Below are 21,979 nucleotides of genomic sequence, written 5' to 3' on the forward strand. Positions count from 1 at the left end.
TCGTCTTCTCGTCGAACATCCGGTCGTAGTAGAACCCGATCAAAAGATACGAGCACAGACCCACCCCCTCCCAGCCCACGAACACCACCGGCAGGGACGCCCCCAGGACCAGGGTCAGCATCATCGCCATGAACAGGTTCAGGTACGCGAAGAACCGCGCGAACGCCGCCTGCGGCTCGTGCTCCATGTAGCCGACCGAGTACACGTGGATCAGGAACCCCACCCCCGTCACCACCAGCAGCATCACCGCCGACAGCGGGTCGAGGGTGTAGGCCCAGTCGACGGTCAGCTCCTCGCCGCTGGCGGCGCGGCCCATCGGCATCCAGGCGTAGAGGGTCCGGGTGACGCGATGCGCGTGCGGGTCGACCGTCAGGCCGGGCGCCGACGCCATGCTCTCGACACCGTTCAGGGAGACGATGGCGCCGAGGGACAGGAGAAACGCCAGGAGGACCGCCCCGCAGGCGATCCCCGCGACCGCCTTCTTCGGCAGGAAACGGGCCCCCAGGAGGCCGTTCAGCACGAACCCCAGCGCCGGCAGGATCGGCAGGACCCAGATCAATCCGAGAAGCGCCACGCTCCCGCCCTCAGCCCTTCATGATGTGGACCTGGTCCACGTAGACGGTGTCCCGGTTGCGGTACAGGGCCAGCACCACCGCGAGCCCGACCGCCACCTCTCCCGCCGCCACCGCGATGGTGAACACGCTGAACACCTGTCCGACCATGTTGTGCAGACGCAGACCGAAGGCTATGAAATTGATGTTGGCGGCGTTCATCATCAGCTCGATCGACATGAGGATGATGATGGCGTTGCGCCGGGTCAGGACACCTGCGACGCCGACCGAGAACAGCAGCAGGCTGAACACCAGGGCGTGGTGGGGCGGGATCGGCACCGCGGTCTCCTCAGTACTTCTGGCGCGCCAGGACGATAGCGCCGATCATCGCCACGAGCAGGAGGATCGAGGCGATCTCGAACGGCAGCAGGTAGTCGCTGTACAGGGCATACCCGATCTGCTGGAGGTTGCCCCCCTGAGCCGCCAGGTCGTGTCCCGAGGCGTAGCCGGGACGGAGCCCGCCCGACACCGCGACGTACAGGAGCAGGATCGTGGCGGCCGCCGCCACGACGGCGGAGACCGTGGCGTGAACGCGGACGCGCGGCCCGAGCGCGTCCTTCAGGTTCACCAGCATGATGACGAACAGGAACAGGACCACGATGCCGCCGGCGTAGACGAACACCTGCACCGCCGCCACGAACTCCGCCCGCAGCAGGACGTACACACCCGCCACGCACAGGAAGGTCAGCACCAGATAGATGGCGGAGTGCACCACGTTGCGGCTCCAGATCACCATCACGGCCGACAGGAGCGCCACCGACGCCAGGATGTAGAAGATCGCGGCCGTCACGCCTACTCCTTGTAATCCTTCGGGTCGACCCCGTTCAGGAGGATCTTGAGGGGGGCCACGAACGGCTCCCTCTTGTAGTCGGCCATCTCGTAATCGTGCGACATGTAGATCGCCGTGAGCGGCTTCGTCGGGCAGGGATCGACGCACAGCCCGCAGAAGCAGCAGCGCTCGTAGTTGATCTCGAACGACACCAGGCGTTTCCCCTTGCCGTCCGGCTTCTTCTCCGAGACGATGTGGATGCAGTCGTCCGGGCAGACCGTCTCGCAGAGATGGCAGGCGATGCACAGCTCCTCGGCGGACTCCGGGTGGTAGCGCAGGCGGGGCACGCCACGGAAGCGGGGCGACAGCTCGACCCTCTCTTTGGGATACTCGACCGTGATGTGCGGCCGGAACTGGTTCTTGAGCGTCACCCAGAGGCCGACCCACAGCTCGAGCAGGAGGAAGGTCTTCAGCAGCTGCTTGAGCTCGCTCGTGCGCGGGGTCTCGATCGGCCGGGTCACAGCGCTCATCGTCGCACCCTCATCATCATCTCCCGGAGAAGACCAGGATCCCGAGTCCCGTCCCGACCACGTTCACGATCGACAGCGGGATGAGCCACTTCCATCCGAGGTTCATGAGCTGGTCGTAGCGGTAGCGCGGGTAGGTCCCCCGGAGCCAGATGTACAGGAAAAGGAAGAGCGACACCTTCAGGAAGAACCAGAAGGCCCCGGACACCACCGGCACGCTCAGACCGGCCAGTCCTCCGACATCCAGGACCGCCAGCGTGATGCCGGCGACCAGGCCGATCACCGTCCCGGCGGCCATCGGCGGGAGACCGCGCCCCGTCTTCAGCCCGAACAGCCATCCCGCGAAAGCGCCCAGCGTCACGGGCAGGAGGACCAGCCAGCCGTTCTCCAGCCATTGAAGCGACGCCACGTTCGGGAACGGCCGCAGCCAGCCGCCGAAGAACAGGATCGTGACGATCGACGACACCACGATCATGTTCGTGTACTCCGCCAGGAAGAAGAAGGCGAACTTCATGCCGCTGTACTCGGTGTGGAAGCCGGCGACCAGCTCTGCCTCAGCCTCCGGCAGGTCGAACGGCACCCGGTTCGTCTCGGCGATCGCGGCGATGAAGTAGCAGAAGAACCCGACGATCTGCGGCAGGACGTACCACACCCCGGCCGTCCTCTGCGCTTCGACGATGCCGACCATGGACGCGGTCCCGGCCATCATCATGACACCGATCACCGCGAATCCGAGCGGCACCTCGTAGGAGATCATCTGCGCCGACGAGCGCAGGGCCCCGAGGAGCGAGTACTTGCTGTTCGACGCCCATCCCCCCAGGATGATTCCGTAGATGCCGAGCGAGGAGATCGCCAGGAGGTACAGGAGCGCGACGTTGACGTCGGTGATGAAGGGGCGCACCTCGTACCCGTAGAACGTGAAGGACGCGCCCGCGAACGGGATGACCGCCAGCGCCGCCAGGGCGGGGATGACCGTCACGATGGGCGCCAGCGTGAACAGGAACCGGTCGGACTTCTCCGGGATGATGTCCTCTTTGATCAGGAGCTTCACCGCGTCGGCGATCGGCTGCAGGAGCCCGTGCCAGCCGACCCGGCGCGGCGCCAGGCGCGCCTGCATGAAGCCCAGGACCTTGCGCTCGACCAGCTGCAGGTACGCGATCAGGAGCGGCAGCACCATGACCACGACCAGGATCTGCGCCGTCGGTATCAGGATCTGCTGGATGAACGACGGGTCCATGCTCCCCCTCAGCGGTCCACGTCGCCCAGGACGATGTCGATCGATCCGATGATCGCCACCACGTCGGCGATGAGCCGCCCGCGGCACATGGTCGGCAGGGCCTGGAGGTTGACGAAGGAGGGGGAGCGGAAGCGCATGCGATACGGCATCTCCCCTGACTTGTGGACGATGTAGAACCCCTGCTCGCCCCGCGGGCTCTCGACCACGTGGTACACCTCCCCTACGGGCGGCTTGATGTATTTCGGCACCTTGGCGCGCACCTCCCCCTCGGGAAGGCGGTCGAGGGCCTGCCGGATGATGCGGCAGGACTGGCGCATCTCCTCCATGCGGATCCGGTAGCGATCGTAGGTGTCCCCCTTGGTCCCCACCGGCACGTCGAAGTCGAACTGATCGTACGAGGAGTACGGCTGCGCCTTGCGCACGTCGTAATCGACGCCGCTGCCCCGCAGCGTCGGGCCGCTGGTCCCCAGCGCGATCGCGTCCTCCGGGGTGAGGACGCCCACGCCCTGCGTGCGTCCGAGCCAGATCCGGTTCACCGTGAGGAGATCCTCGTACTCCTTCTCGCGCGACGGGAAGAGGGTGATGAAGCGGCTCACCCGGTCGGTCCAGCCGGGCGGCACGTCCTCGAGGAGCCCGCCGATGCGCATCGAGTTATAGGTCAGACGCGCGCCGCAGAACTGCTCGAACAGGTCGAGGATGAGCTCGCGCTCGCGGAAGGTGTAGAAGAAGACGGTCATCGCCCCGAGGTCGAGAGCGTGCGTGCCGAGCCACAGGAGGTGCGAGGCGATGCGCTGCAGCTCGGCCAGGATCACCCGGATGTACTGGGCGCGCGGCGGGATCGTCAGCCCCATCAGCTTCTCCACCGCGCCGCAGTAGCCGAGGTTCTCGGAGATCGCCGCGACGTAGTCGAGACGGTCGGTCAGAGGCTCGATCATCGGGTAGGTGCGATGCTCGCAGAGCTTCTCGACGCCGCGGTGCAGGTAGCCGATCACCGGTCTCACGTCGACGATCTCCTCCCCCTCGAGACGCAGCACGAGACGGAGCACCCCGTGGGTCGAGGGGTGCTGCGGCCCCATGTTGATGTCCATCTCCTCCGTGCGGAACATCAGCCGCGGCCCTCCCCCGTCTTCTCCACTTCTTTCTTCCAGCCGAACCCCTTGAGGGGTGCCTTGTCGAAGGTGTAGACGTGCTCGGCGGTCGTGACGTCGCGGAGCTGCAGGTGATCCTCGGGCTTCCCTTCGAGCGGGTACTCCTTGCGCAGCGGATGGCCGACCCACTCGTCGGTCATCAAGATACGCGTCATGTCGGGGTGGCCGTGGAAGCGGATGCCGAACAGGTCGAACACCTCGCGCTCGTGCCAGTTGGCCGTCACCCAGACGCGGCAGGCCGTCGGGGGCTGCTCCCCCTCGCCGACCTCCAGCTTGAGATTGATCCGCTGGAGGGTGCCGATCGAGTACAGGTGGTAGACGACCTCGAACGGCTTCGGGCGCTCCGGCCAGTGCACCGCCGTCAGGTTGCTCAGGTAATCGAAGCGCAGTCCGGGCTCGTCGCGCAGGAAGCGCCAGATCTCCTCCACACGCTCGACCCTGAGCTTCACGGTGACCTCGCCGGCGTAATACGACGCCTCGGCCACCTGCTCGCCGAACCTGGCCTTCATCTTGTCGAGGGCGGCGGAGGGGACGGGGGCGAGAAGCGGGTTCGGCTTCGGCGCCGGGGGTGCGGGAGGCGGCGACGGTGCGGCCGGCTTCGGCGGAGCCGGGGCCGCCGCGGCGGGAGGGGCGGACACAGGCTCGGGCTTAGGCGGCTCCGGAGCGGCCGGCGGCGGCGCCGCGTCGTCTCCCTTGCCGTCCTTGGGGTCATCCATCATGCCGCCGCTCCCGGGCGCCGCTCGCGCTTTTTTTCACAAGCGCGCGCCGCCCAACGACCGCGCCGTTCGAACGTCGAATTGCGCTCTCCGACCAGGCCTAGGCGGTCGCCCGCTTCCCGGCGACGCTCATCCTGTCGATCTTGTCCTGCAGCTTGAGGAAACCGTAGAGGAGGGCCTCCGGCCTCGGAGGGCACCCCGGGATGTACACGTCCACGGGGACGATCCGGTCCACTCCCTGGACGACGCTGTAGGTCGGGAACGGACCGCCGCAGGTGGCGCAGGCGCCCATCGAGATGACCCACTTCGGGTCCGGCATCTGGTCGTACAGCCTCTTGATGATGGGGGCCATCTTCTCGCACACCGTGCCGGCGACGATCATCACGTCCGACTGGCGCGGGGTGGCCCGGAACACTCCCGCGCCGAAGCGGTCGATGTCGTAGCGCGACGCGACCGTGGCCATCATCTCGATGGCGCAGCAGGCCAGACCGAACGACATCGGCCACAGGGCCGACTTGCGCGCCCAGTTGAACAGAGCGTCGACCGTCGTGGTGATGATGTTCGGGTGCTCGAACCGCCCTTCGATCAGACCCACTCCAGCGCCCCCTTCTTCCAGGCGTAGGCGAAGCCGACGACCAGGATGCCCAGGAACACGAGCATCTCCACGAAGCCCAGGACACCCAGGGCCCGGTACTTCACCGCCCACGGGAACAGGAAAATCGTCTCCACGTCGAACACGACGAACAGGACCGCGATGATGTAGAAGCGCACCGGATACCGGGCGCGCGCCTCGCCGCTCGGGGGCACCCCGCACTCGTACGCCTCGACCTTGACCTTGTTGTAGACGCTCGGCCTGAGGAGGCGCGCGATGAACAGCGTCGCCACGGGAAACACCGTGGCGACCGCGAGAAAGATCAGGATGGGAGCGTACTCGACCACGCCGCGGTCCCCCGGGATCGCACCGCACCCGCGAGCGCGGCCGCGGGCGCGACGGACCGCGTAAGGTAGCACCGGCGGCCGGAAGGTGTCAACGGCGCGGCATGCGCCTTACGGCGCCTCGCGCGGGACCGGCCGGCGGGGAGATCCCCCGCCTCCCGGTTCAGGGCGTGTAGTGCGACAGGACCTTCTCGGCGTAGTCCATCGGCAGGTCGATCTTCGCCTCGGAGAGCTCGGCGATCCGGCCCGGCCCCTGGTTGTAGGCGGCCAGGGCCACGGACAGGTTGTTGAACTGGGCGATGAGCTTCGTCAGGTAGTAGGCCCCCATCTCGATGTTCGCCTGGGGATCGCGCAGGAGATCCTCGCCGCGCCACTCGATGCGCAGGTCGCGGGCGATCTCCTGGCCGGTGGAGGGCAGGATCTGCATCAGCCCCACGGCCCCTTTGTTGGACAGGGCGTTGATATCGAAGGCGCTTTCGATGCGGATGACCGCCAGGATCATCTCGGGCGGCAGCTTGTAGCGCTCGCTCGCCTCGTGGATCGAGCCGGCGATGTCGTTGACGGTCCCCTGCGGCAGGCGGATGCTCTCCTTGTCCAGAAACTCGCGCAGGAGCACCACGGTCCGGAGGCGCTGGTTGTCGTCCCGCAGGCTGTCGATCTTGCTCTTCTGGACCTGCACCAGAGTGTGGACCTCGTTCAGGCTCTCCACGCGCGCCTGGTACCTCACGCCCATGAAAAATCCGAACACCAGCGCTGCGATCGCGAAGAGGGTCTGCACGAAAAACTTCATCGGCACCTCCTGAGAATCCCGAATGCGTGTCTGATTCTCTACGACGAAGTGACCGGCCGGTCAAGGCGAATCGCCGCAGGATTCGACGCGCGACGATCTCCTGACGCGGCGACGCTCTTCAGACACTCGATTGCGGAATGGTGATCCGCAGCCGGTCCCCCACTTTCAGTCCTTCCGCGGCCGCCGTGCCCGCGCGCACCTCGAGCACCGTCGAGGCCTTGCGCATCGGCCCGTAGCTGGGACACGGGTCCGCCTTGCAGGGCGGCGTGTCGGCCTGGATGTGGACGACGGTCTTCGCGTCGTCCATCCAGATGATGTCGAGCGGCACGAGCGTGTTCTTCATCCAGAAGAGATGGATGTCGGGCGCCGTGAAGAGGAACAGCATCCCCTCGCCCGGACGGACCTCGGTCCGGAACATGTATCCCCTCTGCTCCAGCTCGGGCGTATCGGCGATCTCCGCGACCACGAGGTGATCGTTCGGGAAGCGCACCTCGGCCCGCCGCGCCTCGCGTTCCTTCGCCGCGGACGGCGCCGCGCTCTCGGGCGCGCTTCCCTTCGATCCCGCGAGGCACGCGCCGGTCGCGACACACAGGATCGCCACGGCGATGCTCACGGCGTTTCCGAGGGTCGCGAGATGCTTCTCGATCACGTCACCTCCATGGCCAATACGGGAACGGTAGTTCACAGGAGAGGCGTAAATCGTACACGCCGTCCGCGCGCGGCGTCAAGCGATCGACGTCCGCGCCGTCTTCGCGGGCGACCGGGCGCAGCGCCGCCCGCGCGGATCGACATAGGTAGGCGGTCGCCCGCTTTCCCTGTCACACCACCGTGCGTACGGGTCCGTACACGGCGGTTCGGTCAGTTCATCCGACGTGCGGCGAGTGAGGGGAGCCCGAGCGAGGCGAGTTGGGCTTCGGACAGGGCGATACTCATGACGCGGCTGTGGCCGAGTCTCCAGGGCCCGTGGCCGCTGCCCGCGGCCGCTGCCGCGAGTTCGTCCCGCACGCCCCGCTTTCTCAGTTCCGCATACCGCGTCCGACCCGTCCTCCACTGCCGCCACAGGGCGCTGCGCAGCCGCCTGCGGACCCACGAGTCCAGTTGGCCGAGCACCGACGGGGTCTCGCAGAAGCCGAAGTACTGTCCCCACCCTTGCAGGTAGTGGGTGAGGTCCTTCACCCTCTGTTCCAGACTGACCCCCCTGGCCCGTCGCGTCAGGTCCCGGACCCGCCTCTTGAACCGCTCCAGGGCCTGCGGCGCGATGTGCCGCTTCAGCTTGGAGCCGTACCCGAGGCTGAAGCCCAGGAACTTGCGCTCCTGTGGCCGCGCCACCGCGCTCTTCGAGTCGTTCACCTTCAGATTGAGTTTCCTGGCGATGAAGCTCTTAACACTCTCCATCACTCGCCGCCCCGACCGTTCGCTGCGGACGTAGATGTTGCAGTCGTCCGCATAGCGCACGAAGCGGTGGCCGCGTTTCTCAAGCTCCCGGTCCAGCTCGTCGAGCACGAGGTTCGACAACAAGGGCGAGAGCGGTCCGCCTTGCGGCGTCCCCTCCGGCGTCGGGCTCACCAACCCGTCCTCCATCACTCCGGCGTTGAGATACGCCCGAATGAGTCGCAGCAGTCGCTTGTCGGCCACGCGTTGCGCCACCCGGCCCATCAGCCGGTCGTGGTTCACCCGGTCGAAGAACTTCTCCAGGTCGATGTCCACGACCCACGTGTAACCCAGATGCGCGTAGTGCTGCGCCTGGGCCACCGCCTGATGTGCCGAGCGGCCCGGCCGGAAGCCATAGCTGTGCTCGGAGAACGTCCGGTCCCAGCGGCCTTGCAGGACCTGCAGGACGGCTTGCTGGATGAAGCGGTCCAGTGCGGTCGGGATGCCCAGCGCGCGCATCCCGCCGCCCGGCTTGGGGATGTTCACCCTTCTCACCGGCGCCGGTCTGTAGGTCCCGCTCAGCAACTGCTCCCGGATGGCTGACCAGTGCTCTTTAAGATGCCCCGCAAGCGCGTCGACGCTCATGCCGTCGACGCCGGGACTGCCTTTGTTCTTTCGGACTCGTTGCAGTGCCTGCTTCACGTTGTCTCGCTCGCACACCTCCTCCATCAACCGCTCGGTGGATGCCAGGCTTTCGGTATCACGGTTCGCCGCGAACGGTTCGGTCCCTTCCCTTTCGGTTGTCGCCGGGGCTTCACCCCGGCTCTCCTTGGGAGAGGCCAGCTCGAACTGGGTTTTCGGCCGCTGTCCGTCCATGAGTCGCGTGTCCTACTTGCCTTCAGACCGTTCGGGCCTTCGGCCGGCCGTTCCCGCCCCGGCGAGCCCCGGCCGTTTCTCCCCTTTCGGGCGAGTGTCCCGCTCGAGTGGAGCGACGTCCTCGGCCTACTATGCCCTCTGCTGACTTCTGCGTCACGGTCAGGGGGCCTTGCGGCCCTCTCAGTCGTCGACGCGACATGACGCAGACCTCCCGAGGTAAGCTCGACCGCCTGCGACGCAGCCCCGCCGGATCTACGCTTTGCGCCCTTGATGGATGTGGACTTCGCAGTCCGTGGCCTGCTCGTCCGGCGCTCACGCCTCTTATCCGGTTCTTGTCCATCGGGTCGCGCCTTTGCTCCGCGCTTCCTTCAGACCCCGCCTCGCGGCGGCGCCCTTGCGCTTCGCTAACCCTTCACCTCCATCAGGCTGGGTAGAGGACTTGCACCTCCTAGCTGTCGAGCATGCTCGGCACACCACGGGTCCGGCTTGCTGCGCAAGCCTCCCCTACCTTCGCCTCGAGCCGCCCACCGCGCTGTGAAGCGCGCGGCGGGGCCCCGCCTCGAGGTCTCAGAGTGCTGCGCGGGCGGCGCTGCGCCCGGTCGTTCACCTCCACGACTCTCTCGGCGGTCGCCTGCTGGCCGCAGGCTGCTCTTCAAATCGCGGAGATGAAAAGGTCCGAGGACTTACGTCTGCATGCCGACCGCGTGACCGCCGGATGCAAGAAAAAGTTCGTGGCCAGGGAGAATCACTCGCGATCGTCGAGGAGGTGAACGACCGGGCCGCCGCAGGGGAGCGCGGTCGTCTGAGACCGCGCGCCGGGGCCCCGCCGCGCGCTTCACAGCGCGGTGGGCGGCGCGTGGCGAGGCGAGGGGAGGCTCGCGCAGCGAGCCGGACCCGTGCCGCGCGCCCCTGCGGCGGCCCGGTCGTCCGCGGAGGCGCAATGCAGGAAGCGGCCGCCGGCCCTTCGCATGACCTGCGATATAATTCGTTGTTCCGGCGGGCCGGCGTCCCCGGCCCGCTTCCCCCGAACGGAGACCCGTGGCGATCCGCATCGGCATCAACGGACTCGGCCGCATCGGCCGCGGATTCCTCCGGCTGTCGCTCGGGCGGCCGGATCTCGAGGTCGTGGCGCTCAACGATCTGGCCGGACCGCCGATCCTGGCGCACCTCCTGCGGCACGACTCGGTCGCCGGGCGTCTCGAGGCGGACGTGCGGGCGAGCGAAGGGGCTCTGGTGACGGATGGCCGGACGATTCGCTGCACGAACGCGCCGCGACCGGCCGAGATCCCCTGGCCCGACGTGGACGTGGTGCTCGAGGCGACCGGACACTTCGTCTCCCGCGCCGCCGCCGGAGGCCACCTCGAGCGCGGGGCGCGGCGCGTCATCATCAGCAGCCCGTCCGAGGACTCCGATCTGACCGTGTGCTACGGCGTCAATCACGAGAGATACGACCCGGCGCGGCACCGTGTCCTGTCGAACGCCTCCTGCACGACCAACGCGATGGCCGCGGTGCTGTCGGTTGCCGACGGCGCGTTCGGAGTCGTGCGCGCCTCCATGACCACGGTCCATTGCTACACCAACAACCAGGTCCTGGTGGACGCGCCGCACGCCGACCCGCGCCGCGCCCGGGCGGCAGGCCTGTCGATGATCCCGACTTCGACCACGGCGGCCTCGGCCATCGGCCAGGTGATGCCGGGTCTCGCGGGACAGGTGCGCTGCCTCGCGGTCCGGGTGCCGACCGCCGCCGTCTCCCTGATCGACCTGACGATCGTCCTGCGCAGCGGCACCACGCTCGACCAGGCCCGCGCAACATTCCGGGAGGCCGCCGAGGGACGGCTGCGCGGTATCCTGGGATACTCCGAGGAGGAGCTGGTGTCGATCGACTACCTGGGAGACAGCCGCTCGGCGGTCATCGACGGGGCGCTCCTGGCGCTGGACGGAGGGACGTTCCTGAAGGTCTTCGCCTGGTACGACAACGAGCGGGGATACGTGCACCGCCTGGCCGATCTGATCGTCCACATGATGCGGACCGGGCCCCCGGGGGGAGCCCGATGACCGGGGGCGGCACGGTGTCGGTGCGCGACCTGGAGGTGGGCGGCAGGCGTGTGTTCGTGCGGGTGGACTTCAACGTGCCGCTCGCCCACGGACGGGTGGCGGACGACACGCGCGTGCGCGCCTCGCTTCCCACTCTGAGACTGATCCTGGATCGGGGGGGCCGGCCGGTGATCGCTTCGCACCTGGGCCGGCCGAAGGGGACACCCGATCCGGAGATGAGCCTGCGGCCTGTGGCGACCCACCTGGCCGGGCTTCTCGGCACGACGGTGCGCATGGCGCCCGACTGCGTGGGGCCCCAGGCTGAAGGGCTGGCCAGGGATCTGGGGGACGGCGAGTCGCTGCTCCTGGAGAACCTGCGCTTCCATGCGGAGGAGGAAGCGAACGACGACACGTTCTCGCGCCGGCTCGCCCTCCTCGCCGACCTTTACGTGAACGACGCCTTCGGAAGCGCGCACAGGGCCCACGCGTCGGTCGTCGGCATCACCCGTCATCTTCCGCGACCCGCCGCCGGCCTCCTGATGGACGCCGAGATCGCGGCGCTCACGCGGTTGCGGGATCGCCCCGAGGAGCCGTACGTCGCGATCCTGGGGGGCGCCAAGGTCTCGGACAAGATCGACCTGATCCTGAACCTCATCGACAAGGTGGACGCGATCCTGATCGGGGGCGCCATGGCCTACACGTTCCTCAAGGCCGCGGGCGTCCCGATCGGCGGCTCGCGCTCCGAGGACGACCGGATGGACCAAGCCCACGCCATCCTGAACCGCGCGAAGAACTCGGGTGTTCGTCTCCAGCTGCCGCTCGACCACGTGGTGGCGCGCTCCCCCGAGCCGGGCGCGACCGCGCAGACGACGCCCGGGCCGGCCATCGAGCCGGGCTTCGTCGGGCTCGATGTCGGACCGAAGACCCGCGAGGCGTACGCGCAGGCGGTCGGCCCGGCGCGCACGGTCTTCTGGAACGGGCCGCTGGGCCTGTGCGAGGTGCCGCCCTACGACGAGGGGACCCGCGCCATGGCGCGCGCCATCGCGGCGGGCAAGGCCTTCAGCGTCGTGGGGGGCGGCGACTCGATCGCGGCCATCAACCGGCTCGGTCTCGCGCCGTCCTTCTCGCACCTGTCGACGGGGGGCGGCGCCTCCCTCGAATTCCTGTCGGGGGTCGAGCTGCCCGGGGTCGCGGCCCTGGCGGAGGACCGGCCGCGATGACCCCCAGGACGCGGCCGCTCGTCTTCGGGAACTGGAAGATGCACATGACCGCGTCGGAGGCGGAGGCGCACGTGCGCTCGCTGCTGCCCCGCCTGGCCTCCCTCTCCGATCGCGATGTCGCACTGGCCCCGCCCTATACGGCGCTTTGGGCGGTCGCGGCGCTCCTGCGGGGAAGCGCCGTCAGGCTCGCGGCGCAGGACCTGTTCTGGGAGGATGAAGGGCCGTACACCGGGGAGATCTCCGGCGTGATGCTGCAGGAATGCGGAGTCACCTACGTCCTGGTGGCCCACTCCGAGAGGCGGCGGCTCCTGGAGGAGACCGACCGCGCCGCGGGGCTCAAGGTGCGGGCGGCGCTGCGCTCCGGGCTGCGGCCGATCCTCTGCGTGGGCGAGGACGAGGCCGAGCGCGCCGCCGGCCGGGCCGCGTCGGTGGTCCGATCGCAGCTGGCGCTCGCACTGGAGGGGACGGCGGCCGCGGAGGCGTCGCGCCTGCAGATCGCCTACGAGCCGGTGTGGGCCATCGGCACGGGTCATGCCGCCACCGCGGCCCAGGCGTCGGAGATGCACCTCCTGGTGCGCCGCGAGCTGCGCGTTCTCTTCGGGGACGCGGCGTCGGAGGTGCGCATTCTCTACGGCGGCAGCGTCACGCCCCAGAACGTCGACGAGCTGATGGCCACACCGGGTGTCGACGGAGTCCTGGTCGGCGGCGCCTCTCTCAAGGTCGAGGAGTTCGCCCGCATCGCCGCGTTCCGGGCGCTGCCCTGAGCGGGATTGCGGGCATCCTCGGGACTGTGCTAGGGTAGCGTGCTTCGGAAGGAGACGCGCGAGACATGCTGGAAGTCCTGCTGATCGTCCTGCACGTGATCGTCTGCTTCGTCCTGATCATGGTGGTCCTGCTGCAGAGCGGCAAGGCGGCCGACCTGGCCGGCGCGTTCGGCGGCGGCGGCAGCCAGACCGCCCTGGGGAGCCGCGGGGCCGCGACCGTGCTCACCAAGGCGACGACGATTGCGGCGGTGCTGTTCATGATCACCTCGCTCAGCCTGGCGATCCTCGGTTCGCACCGCAGCGGGTCGGTCCTCGAGCAGGCCCCTGTCCCCTCCCCCGCGGCCCCCGCCCCGGGCGGCCCCGCGCCGCCTGCGGGCACGGCACCGGCTCAACCCTCGGCCGGGAGTGAGAAGGAGAAGGGGACGGCACCCGCACCGGCTCCGCCGGCCGGGCAGCCGGGTCCGTCGAAGAGCCCGGCCCCCAGATAGGCGTTCGACCGGGGTGGCGGACGCCGCCCCACCGTGCCGGAGTGGTGGAACTGGCAGACACACCATCTTGAGGGGGTGGCGCCCAAAAGGCATGCGGGTTCAAATCCCGCCTCCGGCACCAGCCTTCCCCGTCCTACTCCTCTTCTTCTTCCAGGAGGGCTTCGATCTCTTCCGGGTCGAGCCCCGACAGGATGCGCCTGACCCGCAGCAGGTTTTCGACGTCCCCGCTGTAGCGCGCCTCCGGACGGGCCTTCAGCAGAACGATCGCGCGATCGATTGAATCGAGAAGCTCTTCCAGAAGGTCGCTCACGGTCCCCTCCACAGCTGCCGCCGTCAGTGCCCTTCCGCCTCGAGAAACCGCTCCACGTCCATGGCCGCCATGCAGCCGCTGCCGGCCGCCGTGACCGCCTGGCGGTAGACATGGTCCTGGCAGTCCCCCGCCGCGAACACGCCGGGAACGCTGGTCCTGCTCCCCCCCTTGGTGACGATGTACCCGGCCTTGTCGAGCTCGATCTGACCCTGGAAGATCCGCGTGTTCGGAACGTGCCCGATGGCGACGAACACACCGTCGACAGGGCGAACGCTCTCCTCGCCCGTCCTGTGGTTCTTCAGACGGATCCCCTCGACCTTGCCGGTCCCGAGCACCTCCTCGACCGTCGAGTCCATCAGGAAGGAGATCTTGGGGTTCTTGCGGGCGCGGTCCTGCATGATCTTCGAGGCCCGCAGTGTGTCGCGGCGGTGCACGATGTCGACCTTCGACGCGAACTTCGACAGGAACCCGGACTCCTCCATGGCCGAATCGCCGCCGCCGACGACGGCGATCTCCTTGCCGCGGAAGAAGAAGCCGTCGCAGGTGGCGCAGGTCGACAGACCGCGCCCGAGAAGCCGCTTCTCCGACTCGAGCCCGAGCATGCGCGCGGACGCGCCGGTCGCGATGATGAGGGCGCGGGTGAGCAGGTCGCCGTGACCGTCGATGGTCAGGCGGAACGGCCGCCGCGACAGGTCCGCGGCCTTCGCCTCTCCGGTCATGTACTCGGTCCCGAAGCGTGCCGCCTGCTGACGCATCTTCACGATCAATTCGGGGCCGAGGATCGCCTCCGGGAAGCCGGGGAAATTCTCCACCTCGGTCGTGAGACTCAGCTGGCCGCCCGCCTCGTGGCCGTCGACCAGGAGCGGCTTCAGGTTGGCGCGCGCGGCGTAGACCGCCGCCGTCAGTCCCGCGCAGCCGGACCCGAGGATGACGACGTCCCTCGGCGGTGACGCGGTCCCGGCCCCTGCGCCGGATGACTCTTGGTTCTTCGTCGAAGGCATCGATCTCTCCCCGCGACGGCGCCGAAGAGGACCGTCCCGCGCGGTTCAGGTTCGTTTGGGGCCGCACATCATAGCACGGCGCCCGCCGTCGCCCGCTTCAGGTCCAGCGGGACGAGCGCAGCCCGCGCCGGGCCCGGTCGGCCGCGACCGACACGAGTCGCTCGTCCCCCCCGAGAGGGGGCGCGATCCTCACGCTCACACCCGCGTGATCCCTGCGGGCGCGCGCGGCCAGGAGCGGCAGGTCGCGCCCTACGTGGCCTCCTGAATAGAGGAAGTAGGGGACCAGAAGGATTCGCGTCGCCCCCTTCCGGACGCACGCCTCGATTCCGGACGGCACGTCGGGACGCGAGACTTCGAGGAAGCAGGCCTCGACGATGCGGCCGGGAAACCGGCCGCGCAGACGCCGGGCAACGTCGCGCAACAGAGCGTTGGCGGCCCGCGCCCGGCTGCCGTGCCCGATCACGAGGAGCGCCGCGCGCCGTGTCGTTCTCAACGCGCGGGTCCGAGGATGATCGCGCGGAAGCGCCGATCGCCGTCGACGATGGCGATCTCCCGGGCGTCCGCGGCGTCCTCGTCGCGCACGTATCCGAGGCCGAGGACGCGGTCCTCGCCCGGCACCGTCACAGCGCTCGTCAGCGTGCCGATCGCCTCGTCCCCCTGCCCCACGAGCCGGGCGCCCGCCGCCGGGAGGCCCGAATCGATGCGCAGCCGGACCAGATACTTGGACACCTTCTTGTAGGTGTTCAGGCGCGCGATCACCTCCTGCCCGACGTAGCACCCCTTGTCGAGCGAGATGGCGTCGTTCAGCCGGGCCTCCCAGGGGTTGTACTCCTCCGTCACCTCCCGCCCCGCCGCGGGAAGACCGGCCTCGATCCTGAGGACCTCGAGACAGGCGGGGTCCGCCACGACGAGCCCGGCCGAGCGCTCCAGGATGGCGGCGCCCAAGGCGGCCAGGGCCCCGGCCTCGGCGGTCAGGTGGTAGCCGCCGCCGGCGAGCGGGAAGGTGCGCGCCAGCACCCCCTCGGCGTCCGCGAGACGGATCGCTACGGGGTGGTGCAGCGGACGCTCCGCGGCCGATTCCCCGAACAGGCGCGCCACGCGCTCGCGGGCCCGCGCGCCGAACAGACCGAGAGTCCCGTGCGAGCGGTCGGCGTTCTCGACCTTGACCTCTTCGCGGAAGGTGTACCGCTCGATGTAGTCGGCGACGGCGACGCTCCGTCCCGGACCGGTGAAGCACAGAAGCCGGTCCGGGAGCGAGTGCAGGATGACCCAGTCGATGAGCCGTCCCTTGGCGGTGACGAAGGCGGCCGCGGTCCCCTGCCACGTCCCGAGCAAGCGGAGATCCTGGGTCGTGAGGCGGTGCAGGAGATCGCGGGCGTCCTTGCCGGAGACCAGGAGCCGGCCCAGGTCCGAGCGGTCGGCGAGCACGGCATCCTGGCGCGCCGCGCGGTACTGGGCCTCAGCACCGGCCGGCGGGTCCTGCGGGACGATCATGGGCCGAGGAGCGCGAACTCGACGGACGGAGGGAGCGGGATGGCCCCCGATTCGTGGGCCCGGCGCAGGAACGTCTCGATGGCGCGTCGTCCGCGCGGCCCGTAGTCGAGCGTGGCGTCGTTGACGTACATCCCGACGAAGCGGTCCGCCAGGGGACGGCCGATTCCGCGGCCGAACTGCAGGGCGTAGGTCAGCGCTTCCTGCCTGTGCGCCAGGCCGAACTCGATGCTGGTCTTGAGGAGCCTGCCGATCTCCGCGATGGTCCGAGCCCCCAGGTCCCGGCGGATGGCGTTCCCGCCGAGGGGAAGCGGCAGGCCGGTGTCGCGCGACCACCACTCCCCCAGATCCAGGATCTTGTGCAAGCCGGTCCCGCCGTACGTCAGCTGTCCCTCGTGGATCAGGAGCCCCGCGTCCTTCTCACCCCGCGCCACCGCCTCGAGGATGGCGTCGAACGGCAGGACCTCCGTGGCCACCTCCCCCAGGGCCAGACGCAGCGCCAGCGCGGCCGAGGTGAGCCGTCCCGGCACGGCGATCGTCTTCGTCTTCAGCTCGTCGAGATCCATCGGCCGGCCGGCGATGACGATCGGCCCGTAGCCGTCCCCCATGCTGGCGCCGCACGGCAGGAGCAGGTAGCGGTCCGCGAGGTGGGCGTAGGCGTGGATCGAGACCGCGGTGACTTCGATCTCCCCCAAAAGGGCCAGCCGGTTGAGGGACTCGATGTCGAGGAGGACCTGCTCGATGGTGTAGTCGCCGGTCGGGACCCTTCCGGAGGCCAGGCCGTAGAACATGAAGGCATCGTCCGGGTCCGGACTGTGCCCGACGCGGATCACACGCTTCGCGACGCCCTGGGTCATCGTCCTTCCTCCGTGGTTGGCGGCGTGATTATAGCCCCGATGCGCTCCCGCGCCGCGCCGCCGCCGCGACCAGGAGCGGTAAAATGGGCGGGATGGAGGACCCGAAGGAGACGCGCAAGGCGTTCGCCGCCCTGTTGTCGCTCCCTGACGACGCGATCGATCTGGGGCACGCCGCACTCCTGATCGCGCGGGAAGAGTATCCCGACCTCGACGTCGGAGGCTACCTCGCGCGGCTGGACGGGATGGCCGAGGAGATCGCGCGCCGCATGCGGGGCCGGGAGGGGGCCACCAGCCTGATCGCCCACCTGAACCGTCTGCTGTTCGAGGAGATGGGATTCCGCGGCAACAGGGAGGAATACTACGACCCCCGCAACTCGTTTCTCAACGACGTCCTGGATCGCCGGATCGGCATCCCGATCACCCTCTCCACCGTGTATATCGAGGTGGGCCGCCGGATCGGCGGCCGGCTCGAAGGTGTTGCCTTCCCGGGTCATTTCATGGTGCGGCTCATCGGCCGGGACGCGATGCCGGACGTCCTGATCGATCCGTTCAACCGCGGCCGCATCCTGACCGAGGCCGAGTGCAGGGCGCTCCTCCTCGAAATGTACGGCGGGCGGGTGCCGTTCAGCCCCGATCTCCTGAAGCGGGCGCGCACCCGGGAGATCCTGCACAGGATGATCAACAACCTCAAGTGGATCTACCAGCAGCGGCGCGACTACCACATGGCGCTGCGCACCCAGCAGCTCCTGCTCTTGATCGACCCGGACCGTCCGGAGGAGATCCGCGACCGGGGACTGATCCAGTTCCGGCTCGCCTTGATCGCGGAGTCGGTGGCCGATCTCGAACGCTATCTCCTCCTGGCGCCCCAGGCCCCCGACGCGCCGCAGATCGAAAAGCGGCTTCGTGAGCTGCGGCGCCTCATGCCGCGGATGAATTGAGGTGGGGGCCGACGTCGCCCGCCTGCTCGACGCCGGAGGACCGCTGGCCCGGGCGCTGCCGTCCTTCGAGCCGCGTCCGCAGCAGATCCGCATGGCCCAGGAGGTGGCCGCGGCCCTCGCCTCCGGACGGCACCTCCTGATCGAGGCCGGAACCGGCATCGGCAAGTCGATCGCCTACCTGCTGCCCGCCATCCTGTGGGCCACCCGCCAGGGGCCGGCGCCGCCGGAGGAGCGCCGTGTGGTGATCTCCACGCACACGCGCGCTTTGCAGGAGCAACTGGCCCGCAAGGACCTGCCCCTTCTGCAACGCGCCCTGGAGGCCTCGGGAGTGAGCTTCCGGTACGCGCTGCTCATGGGCTCGGAGAACTACCTGTGCGTGCAGCGTCTCGAGGAGCTGCGGCTGACACGTGGCGACCTCCTGGACGGGCGCACCGGGGAGATCGCGGAGGGGCTCGCCCGCCACGCCCGCTCCACCGTGTCGGGTCTGCGCTCGGAGATCCCGTTCGCCGTTCCGGAGAGCCTCTGGGCCCGCGTGCGGCGCGACCGGGACATCTGCCTGGGAGCGCGCGGGCCGTTCTGGGAGAGCTGCCTCTACCGCGGCGACCTGGCGCGGGCGCGCGAGGCCGACCTCCTCATCGTCAATCACGCCCTGTTCTTCCTCGATCTCAAGACGGGGGGGCGCATCCTTCCGGCGCACGCCGTCGTCGTCCTGGACGAGGGACACCGCGTCGAGGAATCGGTCGTCTCCCAGCTCGGCTTCAGCGTGTCGGACCGCTCGGTCGCGCGGCTCCTCGAGGATCTCGGCTGCGGCGACCGCCGCCGCACGGCGGCGCGGGGAGATCGCGGAGGCCGGGACGCGGCGAACGCACTCCCCTCCGGCATCGGGAAGCACCTGGAGGAGGCCGCCCGCGAGTTCTTCGAGGAGGTGCGGACGCGCGCGCCCGGGCTGCAGCGCGACGGCGCAGCCTCGGGCCGCGCCCCCGACGCCGCGACGCTGCTCGTGAGGATGCGCGAGGCCGGTGTCTTCCACGACCGCCTGCGCGCGCCGCTCCAGGAGGCGGAGTCCGCTCTCGAGGAGAAGGCGCGCCTGGCGGGGCCCGCCGAGGAGCCGGTCCTGGCGGCGCTCGGCGCGCGGGCGCGCGATCTGAAGGAGCGCCTGACCGCCTTCCTCGAGCAGCGTCTCCCGGATTCGGTCTACTGGATCGAGTGCGAAGGACGCGGCCGCGGGGCCAGCCTGCACGCGGCACCGATCGAGGTGGCGCACGTGCTGAGACCGCGTCTGTTCGAGGCCGGGCGGCTGGTGGTCCTGACGTCCGCCACTCTGGCGGCGGCCGGGTCGTTCGCGCACGTGCGGAGACGCCTCGGCGTGGTCGGGGCCTCGGAGGTCGTCCTCGGATCACCGTACGACTACGAGAAGCAGGCGCTCCTGTACCTGCCCGCCTCGATGCCCGACCCGGCGGCCGAGCCGGAGGAGTTCGCCCTCGCCGTGACGGAGGAGTGCCGGCGGCTGCTTCGCGCCTCCGGCGGGGGCGCCTTCGTGCTGTTCACGTCCTACGCGCTGCTCCGGCGGGTGCACGAAGCGCTGGCGCGCGATCCCGCTCTCGCCGGTGTCGCGCTGTTCCGCCACGAGCCGGGACAGGCGTCGCCGATCCTGGAGCAGTTCCGCATGACCCGGAAGGGGGCGCTCCTGGGGACGATGACCTTCTGGCAGGGCGTGGATGTCCCTGGGGATGCCCTCAGGCTGGTGATCATCACCCGGCTGCCGTTCGAGGTGCCCGGTCACCCGCTTTCCGAGGCGCGGGCCGAGGCGATCCGCGCCCGCGGCGGCGATCCGTTCACGGAGGACGCCCTGCCGGAGGCGATCCTCACGTTCCGCCAGGGGTTCGGCCGCCTGATCAGAAGCCGCGAAGACCGCGGGGTCGTCGCGGTCCTCGATCCGCGCCTGAGGACGCGCGCCTACGGCGACCCGTTCCTCGAATCCCTGCCGCGCTGCCGGCGGACCGAATCGCCCGAGGAGACGGAGGAGTTCCTGAGATCCCTCAGTTGATGCGGCGCGCGCGCCCCTTCCAGAACGGCTCGCGCAGGCCTTTCTTGTCGATCTTCCCCGAACCGGTGCGCGGCATCTCCTCGAGGCGCTCGATGACGCGGGGACACTTGAAGTGCGCCAACCGTCCGCGGCAGAAGGCCAGGAGCGCCTCCGGGTCCGCGGCGTCAGAGTCGCGCAGGACCACCGCCGCCCGCACCGACTCCCCCCAGACCTCGTCCGGAACGCCGAACACGGCGGCCTCGAGCACCCCGGGGTGCTCGTACAGGACGTTCTCCACCTCGGTGCTGTAGACCGTCTCGCCCCCCGTGACGATGACGTCCTTGGCGCGATCGACGAGGTTCACGAAGCCCCGGCTGTCGATCGTCCCGAGATCCCCGGTGTGGAACCAGCCCCCCTTGAACGCCTCCCGCGTCGCCTCCTCGTCGCGCCAGTATCCGGGCGTCACGGTCGCCCCCCGCACGACGACCTCCCCGACCGCGGTGTCGTCCGGGGGGACGTCCTCGAACGACTCCGACGCGGCGGGACGCACGAGCCGCAGCTCGATGCCGTCCGCCTTCCGCCCGGTCCGGGCGCGCAGACGGCGCTGCTCCTCGACCGGCAGGCGGCGCTCCTCGCCGTCGAGGAGAGAGAAGGTCAGGAACGGCGAGGTCTCCGTCAGCCCGTAGGTCTGGGCGTAGGCGCAGCCGATCCGCTCCTCGACGCGCGCCACGACATTCGGAGCGATCGGCGCCCCGCCGCTCAGGAGGAGACGCAGCGACGGCAGCCCCTTTCCGCGCCTCTCCGCCTCCTGCACGAGCGCCATCAGCATGGTCGGGACGAGGTTGGTGATCGTCACGCCGGCCGACTCGATCCGATCGAAGGCGGCGGCCGGCTCGAAGCGCCCGAGCAGGACGTGGGTCGCCGCCGCGGCCGTCGTCGTCCAGATCGCCCAGGCATCGGCGAGATGGAACATCGGGGCGGCGTGCAGCCACACGTCGCCCTGCTCGAAGTGGAGCGCCTTGAGGCTGAGCCGCAGGTGCGCCTCCAGGTTGTCGCGGGTCAGGACGACACCCTTCGGCCGGCCCGTCGTGCCGCTGGTGTAATAGAGATGCGCGGCACCCGCCGGCGCCTTCGCGCCCGCCCCCTCCTCTCCCACGCCGGTCGGTCCGGCGATCCACCCCTCGTCGGCGATGGTCCTGCCCTCGAGAAACGGCGCCGCGAGTCCCGGCTCCCCCAGGAGCAGGCGCGCGCCGCTGTGCTCCAGGATCGCGCGCGTCTCGCGCGGCGCCAGGCGGAGATTGAGAGGCACGAGGATCAGGTCGTTCTGCAGCGCCGCGAAGTAGGACGCCAGGAACAGGTGACAGTTGGGGAACAGGGCCGCGACGCGGTCGCCCGGAGACGCACCGAGTCCCCGGAGCATGGCGCCGATCCGTCCGGACAGGGTCTTCAGGCCGGCGTAATCCATCCGGGTCGGTCCGCAGATGACGGCGGGCCCGGTGCGCCGGCGGGCGGCCGATTCCAGGAGGGACGCGGCATCCATGCAGCCATGATAAGGGAGGAGGCCCGCCAGCGGTGCCGCAGGCTCGATCGGACCGAGGCGACTATTGCGTGGGAAAATGCCCGACAAGCGTGCGGATCGACCGGGTGAGTCATGGGTCGATGGGCGGGCTGAGGGCACCCCAGTCCTGCCTCCAGGCGAGGACCTCTTCAGAGCGGTACGGTCTCGGCGCGATGGCGACGGCCTGGGCCGGGGTGGTGCCGGTGCGGTTGGTGATGCCGCGGCAGAAGTTCGACCACAGCGTGGCGATGGCGAGGTGGGCCTGCAGCCACAGGCGTCTTTTGCTGACGCACCAGGTACGGCGCCGCAGG

General features: G+C 69.4%; 25 protein-coding genes and 1 tRNA gene. 7 read left to right on the top strand and 19 right to left on the bottom strand.

Features of this window, described 5'->3' with window-relative positions:
• The 12 genes from VEW47_04215 to ltrA all read right to left on the bottom strand — a co-directional run.
• A partial coding sequence (locus VEW47_04215) for a hypothetical protein (GenBank protein HYS04377.1) occupies nt 1-574 on the bottom strand: 574 nt, incomplete at its 3' end.
• 10 nt (nt 575-584) lie between these two features.
• Nucleotides 585-890, bottom strand: coding sequence for an NADH-quinone oxidoreductase subunit NuoK (nuoK, locus tag VEW47_04220; protein ID HYS04378.1), 306 nt, complete (start codon nt 888-890; stop codon nt 585-587).
• 10 nt (nt 891-900) lie between these two features.
• Nucleotides 901-1,401 (bottom strand): NADH-quinone oxidoreductase subunit J, encoded by a 501-nt coding sequence (locus VEW47_04225; GenBank protein ID HYS04379.1) that lies wholly within the window; start codon nt 1,399-1,401, stop codon nt 901-903.
• Between the two features lie 2 nt (nt 1,402-1,403).
• Nucleotides 1,404-1,910, bottom strand: a complete 507-nt coding sequence (locus VEW47_04230) for an NADH-quinone oxidoreductase subunit I (GenBank protein HYS04380.1) — start codon at nt 1,908-1,910, stop codon at nt 1,404-1,406.
• 16 nt (nt 1,911-1,926) lie between these two features.
• Nucleotides 1,927-3,144 (bottom strand): complex I subunit 1 family protein, encoded by a 1,218-nt coding sequence (locus tag VEW47_04235; protein ID HYS04381.1) that lies wholly within the window; start codon nt 3,142-3,144, stop codon nt 1,927-1,929.
• Between the two features lie 8 nt (nt 3,145-3,152).
• Nucleotides 3,153-4,250 carry an NADH-quinone oxidoreductase subunit D gene (locus VEW47_04240; protein ID HYS04382.1) on the bottom strand — a complete coding sequence of 366 codons (1,098 nt, stop codon included), beginning with the start codon at nt 4,248-4,250 and terminating at the stop codon, nt 3,153-3,155.
• Nucleotides 4,250-5,011 carry an NADH-quinone oxidoreductase subunit C gene (locus VEW47_04245; protein HYS04383.1) on the bottom strand — a complete coding sequence of 254 codons (762 nt, stop codon included), beginning with the start codon at nt 5,009-5,011 and terminating at the stop codon, nt 4,250-4,252. Before VEW47_04245 ends, VEW47_04240 begins: the two co-directional genes overlap by 1 nt.
• 97 nt (nt 5,012-5,108) lie before the next feature.
• Nucleotides 5,109-5,603 carry an NADH-quinone oxidoreductase subunit B family protein gene (locus tag VEW47_04250; GenBank protein ID HYS04384.1) on the bottom strand — a complete coding sequence of 165 codons (495 nt, stop codon included), beginning with the start codon at nt 5,601-5,603 and terminating at the stop codon, nt 5,109-5,111.
• On the bottom strand, nt 5,594-5,947 hold the full coding sequence (gene ndhC, locus VEW47_04255) for an NADH-quinone oxidoreductase subunit A (GenBank protein HYS04385.1): 354 nt from the start codon (nt 5,945-5,947) through the stop codon (nt 5,594-5,596). The genes VEW47_04250 and ndhC overlap by 10 nt, the downstream gene beginning before the upstream one ends.
• A gap of 160 nt (nt 5,948-6,107) precedes the next feature.
• The gene (locus tag VEW47_04260) at nt 6,108-6,734 is read right to left on the bottom strand and encodes a lytic transglycosylase domain-containing protein (protein ID HYS04386.1); all 627 of its coding nucleotides are present in this window, start codon (nt 6,732-6,734) and stop codon (nt 6,108-6,110) included.
• A gap of 118 nt (nt 6,735-6,852) precedes the next feature.
• Nucleotides 6,853-7,383, bottom strand: coding sequence for a DUF192 domain-containing protein (locus VEW47_04265; GenBank protein HYS04387.1), 531 nt, complete (start codon nt 7,381-7,383; stop codon nt 6,853-6,855).
• Between the two features lie 209 nt (nt 7,384-7,592).
• Nucleotides 7,593-8,981, bottom strand: a complete 1,389-nt coding sequence (gene ltrA, locus VEW47_04270) for a group II intron reverse transcriptase/maturase (protein HYS04388.1) — start codon at nt 8,979-8,981, stop codon at nt 7,593-7,595.
• A 1,038-nt stretch (nt 8,982-10,019) separates the two neighbouring features.
• On the opposite strand from ltrA, the gene VEW47_04275 reads away from it, so the two are divergent.
• The 5 genes from VEW47_04275 (at nt 10,020) to VEW47_04295 (ending at nt 13,608) form a co-directional block, all read left to right on the top strand.
• A complete protein-coding gene (locus VEW47_04275) occupies nt 10,020-11,036 on the top strand; it encodes a type I glyceraldehyde-3-phosphate dehydrogenase (protein ID HYS04389.1) in 1,017 nt (338 codons plus the stop codon).
• Between the two features lie 14 nt (nt 11,037-11,050).
• The gene (locus tag VEW47_04280; protein HYS04390.1) at nt 11,051-12,235 is read left to right on the top strand and encodes a phosphoglycerate kinase; all 1,185 of its coding nucleotides are present in this window, start codon (nt 11,051-11,053) and stop codon (nt 12,233-12,235) included.
• Complete coding sequence (gene tpiA / locus VEW47_04285; protein HYS04391.1) at nt 12,232-12,999, top strand: triose-phosphate isomerase; 768 nt, start codon at nt 12,232-12,234, stop codon at nt 12,997-12,999. The genes VEW47_04280 and tpiA overlap by 4 nt, the downstream gene beginning before the upstream one ends.
• Nucleotides 13,000-13,064: 65 nt before the next feature.
• Entirely contained in the window at nt 13,065-13,487 is a 423-nt protein-coding gene (gene secG / locus VEW47_04290) for a preprotein translocase subunit SecG (GenBank protein HYS04392.1), read from the top strand.
• Between the two features lie 35 nt (nt 13,488-13,522).
• Nucleotides 13,523-13,608 (top strand) — tRNA-Leu (locus VEW47_04295).
• 12 nt (nt 13,609-13,620) lie between these two features.
• Here VEW47_04295 and VEW47_04300 read toward each other — a convergent pair.
• The 5 genes from VEW47_04300 to VEW47_04320 form a co-directional block, all read right to left on the bottom strand.
• The gene (locus VEW47_04300; GenBank protein HYS04393.1) at nt 13,621-13,797 is read right to left on the bottom strand and encodes a hypothetical protein; all 177 of its coding nucleotides are present in this window, start codon (nt 13,795-13,797) and stop codon (nt 13,621-13,623) included.
• A 23-nt stretch (nt 13,798-13,820) separates the two neighbouring features.
• A complete protein-coding gene (trxB, locus tag VEW47_04305) occupies nt 13,821-14,798 on the bottom strand; it encodes a thioredoxin-disulfide reductase (GenBank protein HYS04394.1) in 978 nt (325 codons plus the stop codon).
• Between the two features lie 97 nt (nt 14,799-14,895).
• Nucleotides 14,896-15,291: a CbiX/SirB N-terminal domain-containing protein gene (locus VEW47_04310; GenBank protein HYS04395.1), complete on the bottom strand. Its 396-nt coding sequence runs from the start codon at nt 15,289-15,291 to the stop codon at nt 14,896-14,898.
• Nucleotides 15,288-16,292 carry a hypothetical protein gene (locus VEW47_04315; protein HYS04396.1) on the bottom strand — a complete coding sequence of 335 codons (1,005 nt, stop codon included), beginning with the start codon at nt 16,290-16,292 and terminating at the stop codon, nt 15,288-15,290. Before VEW47_04315 ends, VEW47_04310 begins: the two co-directional genes overlap by 4 nt.
• Nucleotides 16,289-17,146, bottom strand: a complete 858-nt coding sequence (locus VEW47_04320) for an MqnA/MqnD/SBP family protein (GenBank protein HYS04397.1) — start codon at nt 17,144-17,146, stop codon at nt 16,289-16,291. The genes VEW47_04315 and VEW47_04320 overlap by 4 nt, the downstream gene beginning before the upstream one ends.
• Before the next feature lie 83 nt (nt 17,147-17,229).
• Between VEW47_04320 and VEW47_04325 the strand changes: the two genes are divergently transcribed.
• Together VEW47_04325 and VEW47_04330 are read left to right on the top strand one after the other, a co-directional pair.
• Nucleotides 17,230-18,084 carry a tetratricopeptide repeat protein gene (locus VEW47_04325; protein ID HYS04398.1) on the top strand — a complete coding sequence of 285 codons (855 nt, stop codon included), beginning with the start codon at nt 17,230-17,232 and terminating at the stop codon, nt 18,082-18,084.
• 1 nt (nt 18,085) lies between these two features.
• Nucleotides 18,086-20,131, top strand: coding sequence for a helicase C-terminal domain-containing protein (locus tag VEW47_04330; GenBank protein HYS04399.1), 2,046 nt, complete (start codon nt 18,086-18,088; stop codon nt 20,129-20,131).
• Here the strand turns inward: VEW47_04330 and VEW47_04335 are convergent.
• Nucleotides 20,124-21,650, bottom strand: a complete 1,527-nt coding sequence (locus VEW47_04335; GenBank protein ID HYS04400.1) for an AMP-binding protein — start codon at nt 21,648-21,650, stop codon at nt 20,124-20,126. The genes VEW47_04330 and VEW47_04335 overlap by 8 nt on opposite strands.
• Before the next feature lie 109 nt (nt 21,651-21,759).
• Nucleotides 21,760-21,979 (bottom strand): hypothetical protein (locus VEW47_04340; GenBank protein HYS04401.1); only part of this gene is annotated, 220 nt, incomplete at its 5' end.

The sequence above is a fragment of the Candidatus Dormiibacterota bacterium genome, assembly GCA_035635555.1.
Classification (GTDB): Bacteria; Acidobacteriota; Polarisedimenticolia; order Gp22-AA2; family Gp22-AA2; genus Gp22-AA3.